An 18,617-nucleotide genomic window follows, 5' to 3' on the forward strand; every position below is an offset into this window, starting at 1 on the left:
AGCCTTATCTGGAATGTTGTCAACAGCACCAGCTGAAGCGGCGTCCTGTTGCCCACCCCAAGCGCCATCCCGTCTTAGCTACGGCGCCGCCTTGCGGACTGCCGGCGCCGCAATCCAAAGCATGGCCCGAGGGCCGGCTCCGGACGGACGCCGATCAAGTTGTTTGGTGCCGACGGCGAGACTCGAACTCGCACAGCTTTCGCCACTACCCCCTCAAGATAGCGTGTCTACCAATTTCACCACGTCGGCTGGGGGAGAAACAATATTGCCTTGCGCCGGGTTTTTACACCCTCCGAAGCCCGTGTGGAAGAGTCTGTCTTCCGCCTTGAGCCCCGTCGCTGGGGAATCGTTTCAAGCCTTGCATTCTAACCCAAGATCCCTGATTTGTTCAATGCACAACTTTAAAAAAACTCAGGAATCAGCCAGATCGCAGGCGGATTATTTCGGTACAGCAGGACCTGCCGGGGCCGAGGCCGCAGCGGCCGCGGGCGCCGACGCACCAGCCGGCGCGGAGGCCGGCGTGGGCTGCTGCGCGGCACCCATCACGCCCAGCGAAGCGGTGGGCTTGTAGTTGCCCAGCAGCGTCAGGCCCAGCGTGCAGACAAAGAACAACGATGCGAGCACGGCCGTGGTACGCGACAGGAAGTTCGCGGAGCCCGAGGCGCCGAACAGGCTGCCCGATGCACCGGAGCCGAACGCCGCGCCCACATCGGCGCCCTTGCCGTGCTGCAGCAGGACCAGTGCGATCACGCCCAGCGCGGACAGGACCTGCACGATTACCAACAAAGTCTTGAAGATTGCCATTTGGTTGAATTCGTTTCGAACTTGCCTGATCAGACGATCGGAACCGGCATCAGGCGTTGCCGATCGCGAGGAAATCATCCGCCTTCAGCGAGGCGCCACCAATCAGGCCCCCGTCGATGTCGGACATGGAAAACAGTTCGGCCGCATTGTCCGGCTTTACGCTGCCGCCGTACAGGATGGCCATGCGCGATGCCACGCCAGCATCCTTGCCCGCCACCTGCGCGCGCAGGACGGCATGCACGGCCTGCGCCTGGGCACTGGAGGCGGTCTTGCCGGTGCCGATCGCCCAGACAGGCTCATAGGCCAGAACAATCCGACCAAGCTGCTCGATAGACAACGCATCCAGCACGGCTTGCAACTGACGACCGACCACGGCTTCGGTCTGCCTGGCTTCGCGCTCGGCGAGCGTCTCGCCTACGCAGACCACGGGCACGATGCCAAATTCCAGGGCCCGCAGCGCCTTGGCCGCCACGGTGGCGTTGGTTTCGCCGTGATAGGTGCGGCGCTCGGAATGGCCGACCAGTGCGTAGCTCACACCAAACTCGGCCAGCATCGAGGCAGCCACCTCGCCCGTGAAGGCACCACGTGCCTCAGCCGACACATCCTGGGCACCCCAGGCCACTTGCGAGCCCGACAACAGCGTCTGGCACTGGGCAAGATAGGGGAACGGTGCGCAAACAGCCAGCGTCGCGCGGGCCGAAGCCGCCTTGATACCGTCGAGCAGCGCCGCATTGGCGGCCAGGCTGCCGTGCATCTTCCAGTTGCCGATGACCAGCTTTTGTCTCACAAGTGCCCCCTCTGAAATAAACCCACTATTGTAGCGTGGCCGGAAGGGGTCCGCCACAACGGGCGGACAATTGCATACACCGAGCCGATCCGGCGCAGCAGGACGCCCGGCGGGCGTCCTCAGCCGCCCGTTATTACCAGGCCAGCACGATCTTGCCGATGTGCTCGCTCGACTCCATCAGCCGATGGGCGTCGGCAGCCTGCGCGGCCGGGAAGACCTGATGGATCACCGGCTTGATCTTGCCGGCCGCCAGCAGCGGCCACACCTGCTGGTGCAGCGCCTCGGCGATCTTGCCCTTGAACGACGACGGACGGGGCCGCAGCGTCGAGCCCGTCACGGTAATCCGGCGGCGCAGGATGTCGCCCAGCGGAATCTCGGCTTTGCCGCCGCCCAGCAGGGCGATGATGACGATGCGGCCGTCATCGGCGATGCAAGACAGCTCGCGCGCCAGGTACGAGCCGGCCACCATGTCGAGGATCACGTCCACACCCTTGCCCTCGGTCAGCGCCTTGACCTCGGCCACGAAGTCCTGGGTCTTGTAGTTGATCGCCCGATCGGCGCCCAGCTGCTCGCAGGCCTTGCACTTCTCGTCGCTGCCGGCCGTCACGAAGACCTTGAAGCCAAGCGCCTTGGCGATCTGGATGGCGGTCGTGCCGATGCCGCTCGAGCCGCCCTGGATCAGCAGCGTCTCGTCCTTGCCGCGCGGGCCTTTGCCCAGCAGGCCACGGTCGAACACATTGCTCCAGACTGTGAAGAAGGTCTCGGGCAGCGCAGCGGCCTCGATATCGGACAAACCCGCCGGCACCGGCAGGCATTGCGCCACCGGGGCCGTGCACAGCTCGGCGTAGCCGCCGCCCTGCACCAGCGCGCAGACGCGGTCGCCCACCTTCAGGCCAAAGCGGTTGTCGGCGTGCGACAGGTCGCCGCCCACCACCACCCCCGCCACTTCCAGGCCGGGCAGGTCCGAGGCACCCGGCGGCACCGGGTAGTTGCCGGTGCGCTGGAACACATCGGGACGATTGATGCCGGCCGCCGCCACGCGGATCAGGATCTCGCCCGCCTTCGGCTCCGGATCGGGGCGCTCGGCAAGTTGCAGGACTTCGGGCGCGCCGTATTCACGGATCTCGATGGCTTTCATGATCGTTCCTCATCAGTGTGTCGTGCGTGGCATGCAGGCCGGGCAAACCCCATCCGCATGGAATGACCGGCAGTGTAAACAAAAAAGCGGCTGGACATCGCCAGCCGCTTTTTTTGGTACTACGAGGACTACGGGTACTGCGGAACCGGCTTACTGCTGGTCGGGCGAGGCCGGAGCCGCCGGGGCGTCGCTCTGGACGATCGGGCTGATGCTGCCGCCCTCTTCCGCCAGCGCTGCCTTCAGCGACAGGCGCAGACGACCCTTCTCGTCGGCCTGGATCAGCTTCACGCGCACCTGCTGGCCTTCCTTCAGCCAGTCCTTGATGTCCTTCACGCGCTCGTTGACGATCTCGCTGATGTGCAGCAGGCCGTCCTTGCCCGGCAGGATGTTCACGATGGCACCGAAGTCCAGCAGCTTCAGCACGGTACCGGCGTAGATCTTGCCCACTTCGGCTTCCGCGGTGATGCCCTCGATGCGGCGCTTGGCTTCCGCCATACCTTCCGTCGAGGTCGACGCGATCGTGATCGTGCCGTCTTCGCCGATGTCGATGGTGGTGCCGGTCTCCTTGGTCAGGGCCTGGATGGTCGAGCCGCCCTTGCCGATGACTTCGCGGATCTTGTCCGGATGGATCTTCATCGTGATCATGCGCGGTGCGTGTGCCGACAGCTCGGTACGCGCATGGCCCATCGCGCCCTGCATGTTCTGCAGGATGTGGATGCGGCCTTCGCGGGCTTGCGCCAGCGCCACCTGCATGATTTCCTTCGTGATGCCCTGGACCTTGATGTCCATCTGCAGCGCGGTGATGCCCGCGTCGGTGCCGGCCACCTTGAAGTCCATGTCGCCCAGGTGATCTTCATCGCCCAGGATGTCGGTCAGCACGGCAAACTTGTTGCCTTCCAGGATCAGGCCCATGGCCACACCGGCCACGTGCGCCTTGACCGGAACGCCGGCGTCCATCAGCGCCAGGCAGCCGCCGCAGACCGAAGCCATCGACGACGAACCGTTCGATTCGGTGATTTCCGACACCAGGCGGATCGTGTACGCGAACTCGTCGTCCTTCGGCAGGACCGGGATCAGCGCGCGCTTGGCCAGACGGCCGTGACCAATTTCACGACGCTTCGGGCTGCCCACGCGGCCCGTCTCGCCAGTGGCGAACGGGGGCATGTTGTAGTGGAGCATGAAGCGGTCGCGGTATTCGCCGGCCAGCGCGTCGATAATCTGCTCGTCGCTCTTGGTACCCAGCGTGGCCACCACCAGCGCCTGGGTTTCCCCACGCGTGAACAGGGCCGAACCGTGCGCGCGCGGCAGCACCGACGAGCGGATCTCGATCGGGCGCACGGTGCGCGTGTCGCGGCCGTCGATGCGCGGCTCGCCGGCCAGGATCTGGCCACGGACGATCTTCGCTTCGAGGTCGAACAGGATGTTGCCGACTTCCACCTTCTCGGCTTCCACGCCAGCTTCGGCCAGACCGGCGGTCACTGCGGCGTAGACTTCCTTCAGCTTCTGGCTGCGGGCCGACTTCTGGCGCAACTGGTAGGCTTCCTGCAGCAGCGGCAGGCCGATCTCGCCAACCTTGGCGATCAGCGGCTCGTTCTTGGCTGCCGGGGCCCAGTCCCACTCGGGCTTGCCGCCGTCGCGCACCAGGTCGTGGATCGCGTTGATGGCGATCTGCATCTGCTCATGGCCGTACACCACGGCACCCAGCATCACGTCTTCCGACAGCTGTTGGGCTTCCGATTCCACCATCAGCACGGCGCGCTCGGTACCGGCCACCACCAGGTCCAGGTCGGACGTGGCGATCTGCGAGCGGGTCGGGTTCAGCAGGTACTGGCCATCCTTGTAACCCACGCGGGCGGCACCCACCGGGCCGTTGAACGGAATGCCCGACACGGCCAGCGCGGCGGACGCGCCGATCAGCGCAGGGATGTCGGCCGGCACTTCCGGGTTGATCGACAGCACGTGGATCACCACCTGCACGTCGTTGTAGAAGCCTTCCGGGAACAGCGGGCGCAGCGGACGGTCGATCAGGCGCGAGGTCAGCGTCTCGTTTTCCGACGGACGGCCTTCACGCTTGAAGAAGCCACCGGGGATCTTGCCGGCAGCGTAGGTCTTTTCGATGTAGTCGACGGTCAGCGGGAAGAAGTCCTGGCCCGCCTTCGGGCTCTTGGCTGCCACCACGGTGGCCAGCACCACGGTGTCTTCCACGTCGACGATTACGGCACCGCCAGCCTGGCGGGCGACTTCGCCGGTTTCCATACGGACCGTGTGCTGGCCCCATTGGAATTCCTTGACGATCTTGTTGAACATGGTCATGAGCGTTTCCTTGATACATGCATGCGGGGCGCACACACGCGCGTCCCGCGACGCCTGCGCTCACAGCGGCAGGCGAACTGCCGGATTCATGCCGGTCGCAGTCTCAGGGAAGTGCTATGCCATTCCATCGCAACACCACCAGGCTGGCGATGCGGCGATGGAATGACACAAAACCCCGGTTCCTTGGCCGGCTCCGGTCACAGAGCAATATAAAGAGCGAGGTAACTTACTCCGTTACACGTCTTGGCGCAACGGGCGCCCGGGCTGCTTGGCCAGGACGACTTAGTGAAGCAAACATCACAATCAATGCCGGCCCGGCGGGGATGCCGCCGGACCAGAAAAGCAAAATGCCTGCCTCAGCAAAGCTGACGCAGGCATCGCGGCCTCACGTGAAATCGTGCAGGAACAACTTGTGCAGGATTCGTGCTGCCATCCGCAGACCTTACTTACGCAGGCCCAGCTTTTCGATCAGGGCACGGTAACGGTCAGCGTCGCTGGCCTTGAGGTAGTCCAGCAGGCGGCGACGACGGCTCACCATGCGCAGCAGACCGCGGCGGCTGTGGTGATCCTTCATGTTGGCCTTGAAGTGGGGGGTCAGTTCGTTGATGCGGGTGGTCAGCAGGGCGACCTGAACTTCGGGGCTACCCGTGTCGTTGGTGCCGCGGGCGAACTGCTTGATAACTTCGGACTTGTTGGCGATTGCCATGATGATTTCCTTTCACTTGCGAACGCTGCAGCGCGGGATGCGCCACCTGCGTCGTGCCTTGAAGCCTGGTATGGACTGAGGCATGCGCCGTGCGCAGGGGTCCTTGCACGACAGCCGCGGATTATAGCCGAATTTGCCGGCGCGGCGAAATCCGTCCGCGCGGCCTGCCCGGTCAGCTCGCCGGGCGCTCCATGCGGCACGTGGTGGGCAGGGTTGTCTGGGCGGTCTTGAGCTTCTTCACAGTGCGGAAGCCGTAGCCAGACCCTTCGTTGTCGAAGCGCACGTCCCCGCCCTGCTTCGCCATGACCGAAACATAGAGCGGCTGCAGCACCTGGTGGTCGTCCGCACGCACGGTGGCGTCGTGGAAATCGTTGGTGAAGCGCATGTTCTCGAGCGCCAGCGCCACCTTGACGGCATCCGTGGAGCCGGCCTGGGTGATGGCCCGCGCCAGCATTTCCACCATCATCTGCATGCGCAGGTGCACGTAGTCGTCGCGCGGCTCGGGGTAGCGGGTGCGGAATGCCTGGTAGAAGGCGTCGGACGCTGCGCCGCCCACGTTCGGGTGCCACTCGGCCACCGCCAGCACGCGGCCCACGCCGGCATCGCCCATCGCCGCCGGCGCGCCCAGCCCGTTGCCGTAGAACGTATAGAAGCGGGCGCCCAGCCCGCCCTCGCGCGCGGCCTTGACCATCAGCGTCAGGTCGTTGCCCCAGTTGCCGGTGATCACAGCGTCAGCGCCGCTGGCCTTGATCTTGGCGATGTACGGCGCGAAATCCTTGATCTTGCCGATCGGGTGGAATTCGTCGCCCACGATCTGGATGTCCGGCCGCTTGGCCGCCAGCATCTCACGTGCCGATTTCGCCACTTGGTGACCAAAGCTGTAGTCCTGGTCGATCAGGTAGACCTTGCGGACAGTGTGTTCGCCGCGAATCGCCTCGGTCAGCGCCTGCATGCGCATGTCCGAACTCGCGTCGAAGCGGAAATGCCAGAAACTGCAATTCTCGTTGGTCAGCGCCGGATCGACGGCCGAGTAGTTGAGGAACAGCACGCGCGCCTCCGGCTGGCGCATGTTGTGGCGATTGATCGCCGCCACCAGCGCCCCGGCCACGGCCGAGCTGTTGCCCTGCAAAACGAAGGGGATGCGCTTGTCCACCAGCGCGCGGAACTGGATCAGGCTTTCATCGACATTGCCCTTGCTGTCGAACGTGACCAGTTCCAGCGGACGGGCGCCCTCGGCGGTCTTCACGCCGCCGCGCGCGTTGACGCGGTCGATGGCAATGCGCAGGTTGCGCGCCACGGCGTCCCCGGCATTGGCGAACGGGCCGGACAGCCCCTCGATCATGCCCAGCCGGATCGGCGCGCCAGCCTCGCCCTGGGCATGCGCGCTCCCCGCCAGGCACAGCAGCGTCGCCGCCAGCCATGCACACCACGGGCCGCGCCGCCACCCCTTTTCCGCTCCGGACATCCTCACTCCCCTTCTACATCGCACGACGAAGGCGTGGATGGTACGGCAGCCGGGGCGATGGGGGCAATCCCATGAAAAAAGCAGCGTCCGATGCACATCGGCGCCGGACCGGACTACACTTCCAGCATTCGTACGATCGCCAGTCGAGAAATCCCCATGACCTCCCCCCTCCGATATTCCGGCCGCCGGTTGGCCCAGACCGTGGCTCTGGGCCTGGGCGCCGCCCTGCTTAGCGCCTGTACCGCCCTGGCCCCGGTGGATACCGGCCTGAAACTGGTCGGCCAGCCCGAGAGCGCCGTGATGGCCACCTTCGGCAAGCCCACCGACGTCTACAAGCTCGACGACGGCACCGTGCGCTGGTTCTATTCGAAACAGCCGCTGGGCCAGGAATCGTACGCCGCCGACTTCGACAAGAATGGCAATCTGACGAATTTCCGGCAGATGCTCCGGACGCCGGAACTGTACAAGGCGCAGGTCAATGTCTGGACCAAGAAAGACGTGCTGGAGCACTTCGGTGCCCCGCGCGAGCCAAATCAGTACTTTCCATTGATGAAACGCGAGGTGTGGAGCTACCGCTTCCGCCACGAAGACCAGTGGTACTCGCTGTTCAATTTCTATTTCGATGACGCCGGCTTGCTGCGCCAGACCCAGATCACGCCAGATCCACTGTACGACCGCTCCGATCGCCCGTAGCCGTATCGATTGCGAGACATCGCCATCCAACGAAAAACCGCCCGTCGTCGCGGGATACGCGACTGACGGGCGGCTGATGGTCGCGGGGGCCTTGTGGGCCCCCGGCGCCGGTACGCGGATCGGAGGTCAGATCTGCGGGTTGATCTTCTGTACGGCCTTGTCGTGCAGCTTGTTCAACGCGGCCAGGTAGGCCTTGGCCGATGCCGCGACGATGTCCGGATCGGTGCCCACGCCGTTGACGATGCGGCCGGCCTTCGACAGCCGCACGGTCACTTCGCCCTGCGCCTGTGTGCCGGTGGTGATGGCGTTCACCGAGTACAGCACCAGTTCCGCGCCGCTGTTGACCTTGCCTTCGATGGCATGCATGGTGGCGTCGACGGGACCATTGCCCTCGGCTTCACCAGTCTGCTCGCTGCCATCCATATTGAAAACCACGCGCGCATGCGGGCGCTCGCCGGTCTCGGAGCGCTGCGACAGCGACACGAAGCGGTAGTGCTCGTTCACGTCGTGCGCCTCATCCGAAACGATGGCCATGATGTCTTCGTCGAAGATCTCGGCCTTCTGGTCGGCCAGTTCCTTGAAGCGGCCGAAGGCGGCGTTGACTTCGCTCTCGCTCTCGAGTTCGATGCCCAGCTCCTGCAGGCGCTGCTTGAACGCATTGCGGCCCGAGAGCTTGCCGAGCACGATCTTGTTGGCGGTCCAGCCCACGTCTTCCGCGCGCATGATCTCGTAGGTGTCACGTGCCTTGAGCACGCCGTCCTGATGGATGCCAGAGGCGTGCGCGAAGGCGTTGGCGCCCACCACGGCCTTGTTCGGCTGCACCACGAAACCGGTGATCTGCGAGACCAGCTTGGAGGCCGGCACGATCTGCGTGGTGTCGATGTTCACGTCCATGTTGAAGTAGTCGCGGCGCGTCTTCACGGCCATCACCACCTCTTCCAGGCTCGTGTTGCCGGCCCGCTCGCCGAGACCGTTGATCGTGCACTCGATCTGGCGCGCGCCGCCCAGCTTCACGGCGGCCAGCGAGTTGGCCACGGCCATGCCCAGGTCATTGTGGCAGTGCACCGACCAGACCGCCTTGTCCGAGTTGGGGATACGCTCACGCACGGAGCGGATCAGGTCCGCGTAGCCTTCGGGCACCGCGTAGCCAACCGTATCGGGCAGGTTGATCGTGGTCGCGCCTTCGGCAATCACGCCCTCAAGCACGCGGCAGAGGAAGTCCATGTCCGAACGGCTGCCGTCTTCTGGCGAAAATTCGATGTCGTCAGTGAACTGGCGCGCGAAGCGCACGGCCAGGCGCGCCTGCTCGTACACCTGGTCCGGCGTCATGCGCAGCTTCTTCTCCATGTGCAGCGCCGAGGTGGCGATGAACGTATGGATCCGGAACGAGTTGGCCGGCTTGAGCGCCTCCGCCGCGCGGGCGATGTCCTTGTCGTTGGCGCGCGCCAGCGAGCAGATCGTCGAATCCTTGACCACCTGGGCGATCGAGCGAATGGCTTCGAAGTCACCATTGGAGCTGGCCGCAAAGCCGGCCTCGATCACATCGACCCTCAGCCGTTCCAGCTGGCGCGCGATGCGAATCTTCTCTTCGCGGGTCATCGAGGCACCGGGCGACTGCTCGCCATCACGCAAGGTGGTATCGAAAATGATGAGTTTGTCAGACATTTTGTGGAGCTCCTGGGCTGTACCTTGTTGTGTGCCGTGCCGTCCCGTCCTTGGTGCCGCCGGGCGTCGCAGTCCTCGAAATCGAATGCAAAACGCCCCGGCGTGCATGGGTGCAGGCCGGGGCGTTTGAAAACTAGGAAAATTCCTGGTGATTCCGCGCTAGGGCGATAGCGTCCCTCAGCGCGCGCGCGTCCCGACCCGATGGCCTAGTAGGCCACCTAGAGTGGTGCGGGCGAGTAGGGACTGGCGCGAAATCATGTCGGGGACTATATCCGGTTTGGCGCGCGCGTGCAAGGCGGGCCGACCCGGGCCGATTTCAGCCCTTCGGCGGAATCCGCAGCTTCTGACCCGGATAGATCTTGTCCGGGTGCGAAAGCATCGGCTTGTTCGCTTCGAAGATCTTGTTGTACTCGGCACCATTGCCGTAGGCCACCTGGGCGATGGCCCAGAGCGTGTCGCCCTTGACCACGGTATGCCATTGCGATTCAGTGGACTCCACGTTGACGGACATCTTGTCCTCCACCGACTCCACGCCTTCCACATTGCCGGCACAGAGGATGATCTTCTCCCGGGTTGCCTGGTCCGGCGCCACGCCGAACACCGTCGCCTTGCCCTGCGAGCCGTCCACCTGGACCATCAGCCCGGTGGCGTCGAGCCCCATCTGCTTGATGTAGGCCTCGATGGCGTCGCCGGCGGCGCGGTTGGCGGCCTCCACCTTCTCTGCCGAGGCGTCCGCCTTGGCCGCTTCCTGCGCAGCCTTGGCCTCGCCCTTGCCGAACAGCTTTTCGCCCGCTTCCTTGATGAAGTCAAACATGCCCATGACATTCTCCTGACGGTGAGTGGAACGTAATGCGACCCGCGTGATGCGGATTGAAATGCCGCCGAAACGACACAGGGCGCCCGAAGACGCCCTGTTGCCATGCTTGCTAGTTACCGCCGCCGAGCCCGTCGGGTCCGCCGGCGCGTGCCTTGCGTACCCCGCCTGGCTCGCCGTGCAGCGCGCGCCAGGCCCACAGCAGGTAGCCTGACACCGCGTAGGCCACAAACAGCCCGAACAGCGCCACCGGCGGATCGGTGGAAACCACCACGAACAGCACCAGCACGAGCACCATCATGCCGAAGGGCACGCGGTAGCGCACGTCCAGCGCCTTGCCGCTGTAAAACGGGGCGTTCGAGACCATCGACAGGCCCGCATAGAGCGTAATCGCAAAAGCGACCCACGGCATCCACAGCTCCCTGACCGGCAGCTTGTTGTCGATGACCAGCCAGACGAAGCCGGCCACCAGTGCCGCCGCGGCCGGGCTTGGCAGGCCCTGGAAGAAACGCTTGTCCACCACGCCGATATTGGCGTTGAAGCGCGCCAGACGCAGCGCTGCGCAGGTGCAGTAGACGAACGCGGCGATCCAGCCCCATTTGCCGAGATCGCGCAGGATCCAGGTGTACATGACCAGCGCCGGCGCCACGCCGAACGACGTCATGTCCGAAAGCGAATCGTACTGCTCGCCGAATGCGCTCTGCGTGTTGGTGATGCGCGCCACGCGGCCGTCCATGCCGTCCAGCACCATGGCCGCGAAGATGGCGATGGCGGCCGAGTCGAAGTGGCCGTTCATCGCCGCCACGATGGCGTAGAAGCCGGCGAACAGCGCGGCGGTGGTGAACGCGTTGGGCAGCAGGTAGATGCCGCGCCGGCGCGGGCGCACGTACTCGATGTCGGGCCCTTCCTCGGCCTCGTCGTAGCCGGGGTCGTTGCGCAACTGGTTGCGGCGGAACGGTCGCAGATGCGTCACGTTGCCGATGCTGACGCGCTTGTTCCGTCGATTGAAGGCACCCATGCCAGCCTCTCCTATCAGTGTGGACGGCGGCGGCTTACTGCTGCGCGCCCTGCACGTCCAGTTCGGCCAGCACGGTCGACGAGGCGGACACCTTCTCGCCAATCGTCACGCGCGGGCGCGCATCGACGGGCAGGTACACGTCCACGCGCGAGCCGAAGCGGATGAAGCCGTAACGCTGGCCACGCGAGAGTGTGTCGCCCACCTTGGTGTAGCACAGGATACGGCGCGCCACCAGCCCGGCCACCTGGACCAGCGTGACCACCTTGCCGTCCTGCGCGCGGCGAATCACGATGGCGTTGCGCTCGTTTTCCACCGACGCCTTGTCCAGATCGGCATTGACGAACTTGCCCGGGAAGTATTCGAGCTTCTCGACCTTGCCGTCCACCGAAACGCGGTTCGAATGCACGTTGAACACGTTCATGAACACGCTGATCTTGAGCGCCTCGCGCCCGGCGTACGGGTCCTGGGTCTTCTCCACCACGACGATGCGGCCGTCGGCGGGCGCCAGCACCGCGTTCGGCGCCGACGGAATCGGCCGGGGCGGATCGCGGAAGAACTGGAGCACGAAGATCGTGAGAATCCACAGCGGCAGCGCCCACCAGAAACCTGCGCTGACATGCACCAGCAGCGAGATGACGAATGCGCCGGCCAGGAATGGCCAGCCTTCACGGGCGATCAGCGGATGAGGATAGTTCATGCAAGACTTGGTCTGAAGTTCAGGTAGAAACGATACGCCGTGCCGGGTCGGCGCCATGGACTGGCCGCCGTCGGGGCTTTGTAGGGGTATCGCCGCGAATAATAAGAAAGATTCGAGCCAGCGCCCGAATAAAGTCCGACAAGGATAACAAAAAGCCGTCCAGCCTCCGCCAAAATGCCTCACGCAACACTGCGCGGGGCCGGCGGCGGGCTGGACGGCCGAGGGCGGCGGGCCCCGGGGGCCCCGCCCTGCCAGCTGTCGTCAGCTTAGTTCTTCGACTGGTCGACCAGCTTGTTCTTGGCAATCCACGGCATCATCGCGCGCAGCTTGGCACCCACTTCCTCGATCTGATGCTCGGACGTCAGGCGACGGCGCGAGATCAGGGTCGGGGCGCCGGCCTTGTTCTCGAGCAGGAAGCTCTTGGCGTACTCGCCGGTCTGGATGTCCGTCAGGCACTGCTTCATGGCCTTCTTGGTCTCTTCCGTCACGACGCGCGGGCCGGTGACGTATTCGCCATATTCGGCGTTGTTCGAGATCGAGTAGTTCATGTTGGCGATGCCGCCTTCGTAGATCAGGTCGACGATCAGCTTCAGCTCGTGCAGGCACTCGAAGTAGGCCATTTCCGGCGCGTAGCCGGCTTCCACCAGCGTCTCGAAGCCAGCCTTGATCAGCTCGACGGTACCGCCGCACAGCACGGCCTGCTCGCCGAACAGGTCGGTTTCGGTTTCTTCGCGGAAGTTGGTCTCGATGATGCCGGCACGGCCGCCGCCGTTGGCGGTGGCGTACGACAGCGCGATGTCACGGGCGGCGCCGGACTTGTTCTGATGCACGGCGATCAGGTGCGGCACGCCGCCACCCTGCGAGTACGTCGAGCGCACCGTGTGGCCCGGGGCCTTCGGGGCGATCATGATCACGTCCAGGTCGGCGCGCGGGATCACGGCGCCGTAGTGCACGTTGAAGCCGTGCGCGAAGGCCAGCGCGGCGCCTTCCTTGATGTTGTCGTGCACTTCGTTCTTGTACACGTCGGCGATCTGCTCGTCCGGCAGCAGGATCATGACCACGTCGGCGTTCTTGACAGCCTCGCCCACTTCCTTGACCTGCAGACCGGCGTTGACGGCCTTGTTCCACGACGCACCGCTCTTGCGCAGACCAACCGTCACGTTCACGCCCGAGTCCTTCAGGTTCAGTGCGTGGGCGTGGCCTTGCGAGCCGTAACCGATGATGGTGACGTTCTTGCCCTTGATCAGGGAGAGGTCGGCGTCCTTGTCGTAAAACACTTTCATGATGATTCCTTCGATTTTCTAAGTCTGCGTATAAGGGGTGGCGGCGTGGCACGGGCGTTGGTTCCGATTCACGCGTCGCGCCGCCGGGGATACTGCGATTGGCTTGTGGCCGCTGCCGGGTGCGCCGGTCAGACCTTCAGGATGCGTTCGCCGCGGCCGATGCCGGAGCCGCCCGTACGGACGGTCTCCAGGATCGCGGTGCGGTCGATGGCATCGAGGAACGCATCCAGCTTGCCGCCGTTGCCGGTCAGCTCGATGGTGTACGTCTTCTCGGTCACGTCGATGATGCGGCCCCGGAAGATGTCGGCGGTGCGCTTCATTTCCTCGCGCTCCTTGCCCACCGCGCGCACCTTCACGAGCATCAGCTCGCGCTCGATGTGCGCGCCTTCCGTCAGGTCCACCACCTTGACCACTTCCACCAGGCGGTTCAGGTGCTTGGTGATCTGCTCGATCACGTCGTCCGAGCCGGTGGTGACGATGGTCATCCGCGACAGCGACGCATCCTCGGTGGGGGCCACCGTGAGCGTCTCGATGTTGTAGCCGCGCGCCGAGAACAGCCCCACCACGCGCGACAGCGCGCCGGGCTCGTTTTCCAGCAGGACCGAAATGATGTGTCGCATTACAGGTCCTCCGCGCCGAGCAGCATTTCGGAGATGCCCTTGCCGGCCTGGACCATCGGCCACACGTTTTCCGTGGGGTCGGTCTGGAAGTCCAGGAACACGGTGCGGTCCTTGAGGCGGAACGCCTCGCGCAGCGCCGGCTCGACATCGGCCGTCTTCTCCACGCGGATACCCACGTGGCCGAAGGCCTCGGCCAGCTTGACGAAGTCAGGCAGCGCGGTCATGTAGGAGTGCGAGTAGCGGTTGTCGTACTCGATCTCCTGCCACTGGCGCACCATGCCCAGGTAGCCGTTGTTCAGCGAGCAGATCTTGACCGGGGTGTCGTACTGGAGGCAGGTGGACAGTTCCTGGATGCACATCTGGATCGAGCCTTCGCCCGTGATCGTGACCACTTCCTTGTCCGGGAACGCCTTCTTGATGCCCATCGCGTACGGCAGGCCCACGCCCATCGTGCCCAGGCCGCCGGAGTTGATCCAGCGGCGCGGCTCGTTGAACTTGTAGAACTGCGCGGCCCACATCTGGTGCTGGCCCACGTCGGAGCAGATGAATGCGTCGCCCTTGGTCAGTTCCCAGATCTTTTCCACCACGTACTGCGGCTTGATGATCTCGCTGTGGCGGTCGTACTTGAGGCAGTCCACCGAACGCCATTGCTCGATCTGGTCCCACCACTTGGCCAGGGCCTCGCGCTTGGGCTTGACGTCGCTGGCCTGCAGCTGGGCGATCAGTTCCTGGAGCACGTCCTTGACGTTGCCGACGATGGGAATGTCGACCTTCACGCGCTTCGAGATCGACGAGGGGTCGATATCGATATGGATGATCTTGCGTGCCTGTGCGGTGAAGTGCGCCGGGTTGCCGATCACGCGGTCGTCGAAGCGGGCGCCGATGGCGATCAGCACGTCGCAGTTCTGCATGGCCATGTTGGCTTCATACGTCCCGTGCATGCCGAGCATGCCGAGGAACTGCTTGTGCGTGCCCGGGAACGCGCCCAGGCCCATCAGCGTGTTGGTAACCGGATGGCCCGTGATGGCGGCCAGCTGACGCAGTTCCTCGCTGGCATTGGCCAGCACCACGCCGCCGCCCGTATAGATATACGGACGCTCGGCGCCCTGCAGCAGCGCTACAGCCTTGCGGATCTGGCCCGAGTGCCCCTTGTTCACGGGGTTGTACGAGCGCATGTCGATCGACTTCGGGTACTCGTACTTGCACGCATTCCGGGAGACATCCTTCGGAATATCGACCACCACGGGGCCGGGACGGCCGGTGGCAGCGATGAAGAACGCCTTCTTGATCGTCGCGGCGAGGTCGCGCACATCCTTCACGAGGAAGTTGTGCTTGACGATCGGGCGCGTGATGCCGACGGTGTCGCATTCCTGGAAGGCATCCTGGCCGATGGCATGGGTCGGCACGTTGCCGGTGATCACCACCATCGGGATCGAGTCCAGGTAGGCGGTGGCGATGCCGGTCACGGCATTGGTCACGCCCGGGCCGGAAGTCACCAGGGCGACGCCGACCTTGCCCGTGGCGCGCGCGTAGCCATCCGCGGCATGGACCGCAGCCTGCTCGTGGCGCACCAGGATGTGCTCGAACTTCTTTTGCTTGTGGAGCTCGTCGTAGATGTACAGCACCGCGCCGCCGGGGTAGCCCCAGACGTATTCGACGCCTTCTTCGGCGAGTGCGTGACAGAGAATTTCCGCACCGATCATTTCGGGTGCGGCAGATGAATTGCTGTCTGCGTGGGAGAATTCCGCGCTGGGCATGTTCATTTCAGTCCTTTGCAATTTTCGGCAAAAAATTGTTTGGATGCTCTCTGCCGGGCTTGTGGCTCGGGTTCAAGCGGTGCGCGTCTGCATGAAGAGACCGCCTTATAAGCGGTCTGATGAGACAACCACTGATGTCGTGAACCGATGATGATACTGCAATGCACCAGCGTGGTCTATGGCCTGCCGGAGACTTTTTTGTGCGCGCACCACGATGGCGAACGGCCGCATGCGACCCCTCCGGCATATTGTCTGCAAACCAATACAGCATCGCCCAAGCCGGCTGTTTTTTGCTAGCATCGCAGACATTTGCGACCCGCCGCGCGACTTTCGCGGCACATTCCTGCCTGCATGGCCACCGACCAGGAACTCTCAGACTTTCTCTCCAGCGTGGAACGCCGTGCCTTCAAGCAGGCCGTATTCGCCGTGCGGGATGACGAAGCCGCGCTGGACATCGTGCAGGACGCCATGATCAAGCTGGCCGAAAAGTACGGTGACAAGCATGCCGCCGAACTGGCGCCGTTATTCCAGCGAATCCTGCAGAATACGATCCACGACTACTTCCGCCGCCAGAAAGTACGCAACACGTGGGTAACGCTGTTCTCGAACCTGCGCGACGACCGCGAAGGCGATGACAACGACCTGCTGGAAACCCTCGAGGCCCAGGCCGGGTCAGAATCTGCGGAAAGCAGCGCCGACAAGGTCGAGCGGGCACAGGTCATGCACATCATCGAGCAGGAAATCCAGCGTCTGCCCACGCGTCAACGCGAAGCTTTCCTGATGCGTTACTGGGAGGATATGGACGTGGCCGAGACGGCAGCCGCGATGGGCTGCTCGGAAGGCAGCGTCAAGACGCACTGTTCCCGTGCAACGCACACACTGGCGCAGGCCTTGCGCGCACGGGGGGTCCGACTATGAGCCGAAACCAACGAGATATACAGGAACGCCGCTTCGCCCGCGAGATCCGCTCGGCACTCGATGCCTCGGCGGATGCCGTGCCGGCGGACATTGCCGAACGGCTTGCTGCCGCGCGGCGCATGGCGCTGGCCGCAAAGAAAGCCGAGGCACCGGCCACGGTGCCGCAATTCGCCCTGCCCGGCAGCCATGGCGCCATCTTCGACGATGACGACAGCACGCCACTGCACCGCGCTGGCGCCTGGCTGCGCCGGCTTGCCCTGCTCTGGACGCTGGTGGCGCTGATCGCCGGCGTGACCGGCATCTACCAGTGGCAGCAGCAGAAGCGCGTGGAAGAGCTCGCCGATGTGGACGCCGCCATGCTGCTCGACGACCTGCCGCCCACGGCCTATGCCGACCAGGGCTTCCACGTGTTCCTCAAGCACGACCGCGATCAATAGGATGGCGCGCGCTCACTTCCGCTCCGACGCCACCCCGCGCCGGCTGGCCCGATTCACCGCGCTGTGCGCCAGCCTTGGCGCCGTGGCCGTGCTGGCCGCGGGCGAGCTGACGCAGGCCGCCGAAGCCCACGAGGTCCGCGCGGGCGCCTCGGCGCCGCCCGTGTTCCATGTCCATCCGACGTGGGTCGAACTGACCCCGTCGCACCAGCAGATCCTCGCCCCGCTGCGCCCGCTCTGGGACACCATTCCCGAGCTGAACCGCCGCAAGTGGCAGCGCATTGCCGACCGCTACCCGTCGCTGAAGCCCGAGGAACAGGCGCGGCTGCAGGAACGGATGGCCGAATGGGTCAAGATGACGCCCCAGCAGCGCCGCGTGGCGCGCGAGAACTACCAGATCACCCGCACGGTGCCGGCCGAGAAGAAGGCCGATGCGTGGGACCGTTACCAACAGCTTCCCGAGGCGCAGAAAAAGGAACTGGCGGCAGCCGAGAAGGTGCCACGTCGCCCCGGCGCGGTGAGCGGACTACCGTCCGGCAAGCGCCTGCCGACCGATACCGGCCACCAGATCCGCGCCAACAAGCCCGCCAGCGCGGCCGCCGCGCTGCCGCCGGCGCTGACCGCATCGACACCGGCGGCACCCGCTTCGGCCCCTGTCGCCGCCGCGTCCGCACCGGCCGCCCCCGCCACGCCACCAGAAGTGGCGGCTTCGGCACCAGCAGCGCAACCGGCCCCCGAGTCGCTCTCGCCGCCGGTCACGGGCGAGGCGGCCACCGACATGCCGATCAGCCCTCCCGACACCCCCCGCCAGTAACACCCGCCCCGGCCGCGCGGCGCGGCGCCCCGGATTTGGCATAATTGCCGCTCACCCGGAACCCGCGCCATGCCCGCCGCCAGCCCTGCCACCCCCGCTCCTCCCGCTTCCATGCCGTCGCGCGCCCCGCGCACGCCCACGCTGCGCCGCCGCCTGACCTGCATGCTCTATGAGGGCGTGCTGCTGTTCGGCGTGCTCATGGCCGCCAGCGCGGTCTATCTGCTGGCGCGGCCGGTGCTGCAACGGCTCGGCCTTGACCAGCCCTATGTCGATCAGGCCTGGATGTTCGTCGTACTGGCGTGCTACTTCACGTGGTTCTGGCAGCGCAACGGCCAGACGCTGGCGATGCAGACGTGGCGCATCCGCCTCGAAACGGCGGCCGGCGAGCCGCCGCACTGGACCCGCGCACTGCTGCGCTATGTGCTCGCCTGGCTGTGGCTGCCGCCCGCGGCGGCGGTCGGCCACGCGCTCGGGCTCACGCGCGGGCCGTTCGTCGGCGTGCTGGTGGCCGGCCTGCTGGTGTGGATTGCGCTGGCGTGGCTCGACCCGCGCCGCCAGTTCCTGCACGACCGGCTGGCAGGCACGCGCCTGATTGACCTGCGCGACCCGCGCGACCCACGCCCCGCCTCGAAATCATGAGCCTGACGGCGGCCGCGCTGCGCCGCGTGGCCGTGGCCACGCAGACGCTGGC

At 65.1% G+C, this 18,617-nt stretch carries 18 protein-coding genes and 1 tRNA gene; 5 read left to right on the forward strand and 14 right to left on the reverse strand.

Annotated features, from left to right (window positions below; all coding sequences use genetic code 11):
* Nucleotides 1-164: 164 nt before the first annotated feature.
* The 7 genes from KHO18_RS18575 to KHO18_RS18605 form a co-directional block, all read right to left on the reverse strand.
* A tRNA-Leu gene (locus tag KHO18_RS18575) sits at nucleotides 165-249 on the reverse strand.
* 189 nt (nucleotides 250-438) lie between these two features.
* Complete coding sequence (gene secG, locus KHO18_RS18580) at nucleotides 439-804, reverse strand: preprotein translocase subunit SecG (RefSeq protein WP_144201563.1); 366 nt, start codon at nucleotides 802-804, stop codon at nucleotides 439-441.
* A 49-nt stretch (nucleotides 805-853) separates the two neighbouring features.
* On the reverse strand, nucleotides 854-1,591 hold the full coding sequence (tpiA, locus tag KHO18_RS18585) for a triose-phosphate isomerase (RefSeq protein ID WP_211943676.1): 738 nt from the start codon (nucleotides 1,589-1,591) through the stop codon (nucleotides 854-856).
* A 133-nt stretch (nucleotides 1,592-1,724) separates the two neighbouring features.
* On the reverse strand, nucleotides 1,725-2,729 hold the full coding sequence (locus KHO18_RS18590) for an NAD(P)H-quinone oxidoreductase (protein WP_144201567.1): 1,005 nt from the start codon (nucleotides 2,727-2,729) through the stop codon (nucleotides 1,725-1,727).
* 150 nt (nucleotides 2,730-2,879) lie between these two features.
* Entirely contained in the window at nucleotides 2,880-5,042 is a 2,163-nt protein-coding gene (gene pnp, locus KHO18_RS18595; protein WP_144201569.1) for a polyribonucleotide nucleotidyltransferase, read from the reverse strand.
* A gap of 442 nt (nucleotides 5,043-5,484) precedes the next feature.
* Nucleotides 5,485-5,748 (reverse strand): 30S ribosomal protein S15, encoded by a 264-nt coding sequence (gene rpsO, locus KHO18_RS18600; RefSeq protein WP_144201571.1) that lies wholly within the window; start codon nucleotides 5,746-5,748, stop codon nucleotides 5,485-5,487.
* Between the two features lie 172 nt (nucleotides 5,749-5,920).
* Nucleotides 5,921-7,213, reverse strand: coding sequence for a branched-chain amino acid ABC transporter substrate-binding protein (locus KHO18_RS18605; RefSeq protein WP_144201573.1), 1,293 nt, complete (start codon nucleotides 7,211-7,213; stop codon nucleotides 5,921-5,923).
* A 156-nt stretch (nucleotides 7,214-7,369) separates the two neighbouring features.
* Here KHO18_RS18605 and KHO18_RS18610 point away from each other — a divergent pair, with 156 nt between their 5' ends.
* Complete coding sequence (locus tag KHO18_RS18610; protein WP_211943677.1) at nucleotides 7,370-7,906, forward strand: hypothetical protein; 537 nt, start codon at nucleotides 7,370-7,372, stop codon at nucleotides 7,904-7,906.
* A 126-nt stretch (nucleotides 7,907-8,032) separates the two neighbouring features.
* Here KHO18_RS18610 and KHO18_RS18615 read toward each other — a convergent pair whose 3' ends face one another.
* The 7 genes from KHO18_RS18615 to KHO18_RS18645 form a co-directional block, all read right to left on the reverse strand.
* Nucleotides 8,033-9,571, reverse strand: coding sequence for a 2-isopropylmalate synthase (locus KHO18_RS18615; protein ID WP_144201576.1), 1,539 nt, complete (start codon nucleotides 9,569-9,571; stop codon nucleotides 8,033-8,035).
* A 316-nt stretch (nucleotides 9,572-9,887) separates the two neighbouring features.
* Nucleotides 9,888-10,391: a peptidoglycan-binding protein LysM gene (lysM, locus tag KHO18_RS18620; protein ID WP_144201578.1), complete on the reverse strand. Its 504-nt coding sequence runs from the start codon at nucleotides 10,389-10,391 to the stop codon at nucleotides 9,888-9,890.
* Nucleotides 10,392-10,497: 106 nt separating this feature from the next.
* Entirely contained in the window at nucleotides 10,498-11,403 is a 906-nt protein-coding gene (gene pssA, locus KHO18_RS18625) for a CDP-diacylglycerol--serine O-phosphatidyltransferase (RefSeq protein ID WP_144201580.1), read from the reverse strand.
* 34 nt (nucleotides 11,404-11,437) lie between these two features.
* The gene (locus KHO18_RS18630; RefSeq protein WP_144201582.1) at nucleotides 11,438-12,100 is read right to left on the reverse strand and encodes a phosphatidylserine decarboxylase; all 663 of its coding nucleotides are present in this window, start codon (nucleotides 12,098-12,100) and stop codon (nucleotides 11,438-11,440) included.
* A 266-nt stretch (nucleotides 12,101-12,366) separates the two neighbouring features.
* Nucleotides 12,367-13,383: a ketol-acid reductoisomerase gene (ilvC, locus tag KHO18_RS18635; RefSeq protein ID WP_144201584.1), complete on the reverse strand. Its 1,017-nt coding sequence runs from the start codon at nucleotides 13,381-13,383 to the stop codon at nucleotides 12,367-12,369.
* Between the two features lie 128 nt (nucleotides 13,384-13,511).
* Nucleotides 13,512-14,003, reverse strand: coding sequence for an acetolactate synthase small subunit (gene ilvN / locus KHO18_RS18640; protein ID WP_008643328.1), 492 nt, complete (start codon nucleotides 14,001-14,003; stop codon nucleotides 13,512-13,514).
* Nucleotides 14,003-15,766: an acetolactate synthase 3 catalytic subunit gene (locus KHO18_RS18645; protein WP_144201586.1), complete on the reverse strand. Its 1,764-nt coding sequence runs from the start codon at nucleotides 15,764-15,766 to the stop codon at nucleotides 14,003-14,005. The genes ilvN and KHO18_RS18645 overlap by 1 nt, the downstream gene beginning before the upstream one ends.
* Before the next feature lie 345 nt (nucleotides 15,767-16,111).
* Here KHO18_RS18645 and KHO18_RS18650 point away from each other — a divergent pair, with 345 nt between their 5' ends.
* The 4 genes from KHO18_RS18650 (at nucleotide 16,112) to KHO18_RS18665 (ending at nucleotide 18,565) form a co-directional block, all read left to right on the forward strand.
* Nucleotides 16,112-16,678, forward strand: coding sequence for an RNA polymerase sigma factor (locus KHO18_RS18650; protein ID WP_092292361.1), 567 nt, complete (start codon nucleotides 16,112-16,114; stop codon nucleotides 16,676-16,678).
* Entirely contained in the window at nucleotides 16,675-17,115 is a 441-nt protein-coding gene (locus tag KHO18_RS18655; RefSeq protein ID WP_144201588.1) for a DUF3619 family protein, read from the forward strand. The genes KHO18_RS18650 and KHO18_RS18655 overlap by 4 nt, the downstream gene beginning before the upstream one ends.
* Before the next feature lies 1 nt (nucleotide 17,116).
* The gene (locus tag KHO18_RS18660; RefSeq protein WP_211943678.1) at nucleotides 17,117-17,926 is read left to right on the forward strand and encodes a DUF3106 domain-containing protein; all 810 of its coding nucleotides are present in this window, start codon (nucleotides 17,117-17,119) and stop codon (nucleotides 17,924-17,926) included.
* 69 nt (nucleotides 17,927-17,995) lie between these two features.
* Nucleotides 17,996-18,565 (forward strand): RDD family protein, encoded by a 570-nt coding sequence (locus KHO18_RS18665; RefSeq protein WP_144201593.1) that lies wholly within the window; start codon nucleotides 17,996-17,998, stop codon nucleotides 18,563-18,565.
* The last annotated feature ends 52 nt before the right edge of the window (nucleotides 18,566-18,617 follow it).

The organism is Cupriavidus campinensis, assembly GCF_905397395.1.
Lineage (GTDB): Bacteria > Pseudomonadota > Gammaproteobacteria > Burkholderiales > Burkholderiaceae > Cupriavidus > Cupriavidus campinensis.

Bases quoted from the DNA above. Each gene is read 5' to 3' on its own strand.
- KHO18_RS18615 (WP_144201576.1), bottom strand. From the start codon at position 9,571: ATGTCTGACAAACTCATCATTTTCGATACCACCTTGCGTGATGGCGAG.
- KHO18_RS18610 (WP_211943677.1), top strand. From the start codon at position 7,370: ATGACCTCCCCCCTCCGATATTCCGGCCGCCGGTTGGCCCAGACCGTG.
- KHO18_RS18645 (WP_144201586.1), bottom strand. From the start codon at position 15,766: ATGAACATGCCCAGCGCGGAATTCTCCCACGCAGACAGCAATTCATCT.
- KHO18_RS18655 (WP_144201588.1), top strand. From the start codon at position 16,675: ATGAGCCGAAACCAACGAGATATACAGGAACGCCGCTTCGCCCGCGAG.
- KHO18_RS18665 (WP_144201593.1), top strand. From the start codon at position 17,996: ATGCCCGCCGCCAGCCCTGCCACCCCCGCTCCTCCCGCTTCCATGCCG.
- pnp (WP_144201569.1), bottom strand. From the start codon at position 5,042: ATGACCATGTTCAACAAGATCGTCAAGGAATTCCAATGGGGCCAGCAC.
- secG (WP_144201563.1), bottom strand. From the start codon at position 804: ATGGCAATCTTCAAGACTTTGTTGGTAATCGTGCAGGTCCTGTCCGCG.
- lysM (WP_144201578.1), bottom strand. From the start codon at position 10,391: ATGGGCATGTTTGACTTCATCAAGGAAGCGGGCGAAAAGCTGTTCGGC.
- KHO18_RS18630 (WP_144201582.1), bottom strand. From the start codon at position 12,100: ATGAACTATCCTCATCCGCTGATCGCCCGTGAAGGCTGGCCATTCCTG.
- ilvN (WP_008643328.1), bottom strand. From the start codon at position 14,003: ATGCGACACATCATTTCGGTCCTGCTGGAAAACGAGCCCGGCGCGCTG.
- ilvC (WP_144201584.1), bottom strand. From the start codon at position 13,383: ATGAAAGTGTTTTACGACAAGGACGCCGACCTCTCCCTGATCAAGGGC.
- KHO18_RS18650 (WP_092292361.1), top strand. From the start codon at position 16,112: ATGGCCACCGACCAGGAACTCTCAGACTTTCTCTCCAGCGTGGAACGC.
- rpsO (WP_144201571.1), bottom strand. From the start codon at position 5,748: ATGGCAATCGCCAACAAGTCCGAAGTTATCAAGCAGTTCGCCCGCGGC.
- KHO18_RS18590 (WP_144201567.1), bottom strand. From the start codon at position 2,729: ATGAAAGCCATCGAGATCCGTGAATACGGCGCGCCCGAAGTCCTGCAA.
- pssA (WP_144201580.1), bottom strand. From the start codon at position 11,403: ATGGGTGCCTTCAATCGACGGAACAAGCGCGTCAGCATCGGCAACGTG.
- KHO18_RS18660 (WP_211943678.1), top strand. From the start codon at position 17,117: ATGGCGCGCGCTCACTTCCGCTCCGACGCCACCCCGCGCCGGCTGGCC.
- KHO18_RS18605 (WP_144201573.1), bottom strand. From the start codon at position 7,213: ATGTCCGGAGCGGAAAAGGGGTGGCGGCGCGGCCCGTGGTGTGCATGG.